Source organism: Methylophaga sp. UBA5088, assembly GCF_002414625.1.
GTDB classification, from domain to species: Bacteria; Pseudomonadota; Gammaproteobacteria; order Nitrosococcales; family Methylophagaceae; genus Methylophaga; species Methylophaga marina.
The window spans coordinates 1,747-3,013 of sequence record NZ_DIAC01000135.1 but is presented as its reverse complement, the minus strand read 5'-3'; the positions used below and the strand labels follow the sequence as shown (position 1 = coordinate 3,013).

At 42.1% G+C, this 1,267-nt stretch carries 2 protein-coding genes; both read left to right on the top strand.

The window, feature by feature from the left end; all coding sequences use genetic code 11:
* The first annotated feature begins 115 nt into the window (after window positions 1–115).
* Complete coding sequence (locus tag B4K20_RS16845; protein ID WP_289283803.1) at window positions 116–559, top strand: CopD family protein; 444 nt, start codon at window positions 116–118, stop codon at window positions 557–559.
* A gap of 26 nt (window positions 560–585) precedes the next feature.
* Entirely contained in the window at window positions 586–933 is a 348-nt protein-coding gene (locus B4K20_RS16840) for a DUF488 domain-containing protein (protein WP_289283802.1), read from the top strand.
* Window positions 934–1,267 lie beyond the last annotated feature (334 nt).

The window sequence follows — 1,267 nt, the reverse complement described above, 5'->3', positions numbered from 1 at the left end:
GCGAAAACCCACAATAGCTGGGGCATATTCAGTTTGCTCTTTTGAGGTCAAATCACATTCATGCCTATGGCTGGCTCGTTGAAAGCCATTTTATAGGTGCATTTAGAGGATAGTTATGTACGGGACATTATTACTGCTTCACATACTCGCAGCCACCATATGGACGGGAGGGCATATCATCTTATCGGTGGTGATCTTGCCTAAGGTATTAAAACATCGTTCGCCTGAAGAGCTGCTTAGTTTTGAGTCAGTGTATGAAAAGATAGGCATGCCCGCCCTGATTATTCAAATCTTAACGGGGTTGTATCTGGCTTATCATGTGCTGCCAGACATCACACAATGGTTTAACCCCACAAATCCCGTATCACATGCCATCATGGCAAAGTTATGTCTGCTGCTTTTAACACTCAGCTTTGCTGTGCACGCACGATTTCGCGTGATTCCTCATCTCTCTCCAGACACACTCAAAGTGATGGCCTGGCACATCATTCCCGTCACCCTTCTTTCCATCTTGTTCATCGTTGTTGGTGTGTCATTCCGAACAGGTTGGCTTTATTAATCACACTGCAATAACAGGAGGCATACATGAACATTAAGCTACATCGTATTTATGAAAGTGATGCACCCACAGGTTACCGAGTACTGGTGGACCGATTATGGCCACGTGGAGTATCAAAAGAAGACGCCAATCTGGATGCCCACTGGAAAGAACTCAGCCCCAGTGATGAGCTACGTAAATGGTTTGACCACGACCCTGACAAATGGAACAGCTTCCGTAAAAAATACCTCAGCGAACTGAGTGAACATAAACAAACCGCCAAAGACTACCTAGCTGAAGTCAGCCAAAAAAATGTTGTGCTCCTCTATGCAGCAAAAGACAAACAACACAGCCATGCTCATATATTAAAAGAGTATCTCGAGAAGCTGGGTTAGCAAGCGATTTTCACGTCAAACGCATAAGCAGTGTTTATGAGTGCATTCAAAAATAGGATTACCCCTTTTTATTTTATGGTTTTGTATGCCGCTGATAATAAATGAGTTATAGTCGTCTTTAATCATGTGGTGAAAGAACGTCTTGTGATGACAACAAGGATTTGATTCAGAATAGAAAGGGAAAGCTTGCCATGGAATATCCGAGTCTCAGAACACCGAAAGCTAGGCACTATTTTTCACCGTTAGCTTAAAAATTTGGCCTTATAATTCTGTGAATAAGAAATTACTTTTATTAATAAACAACAAGTTAGAGTTTTTGGCGAGGAATTATAAG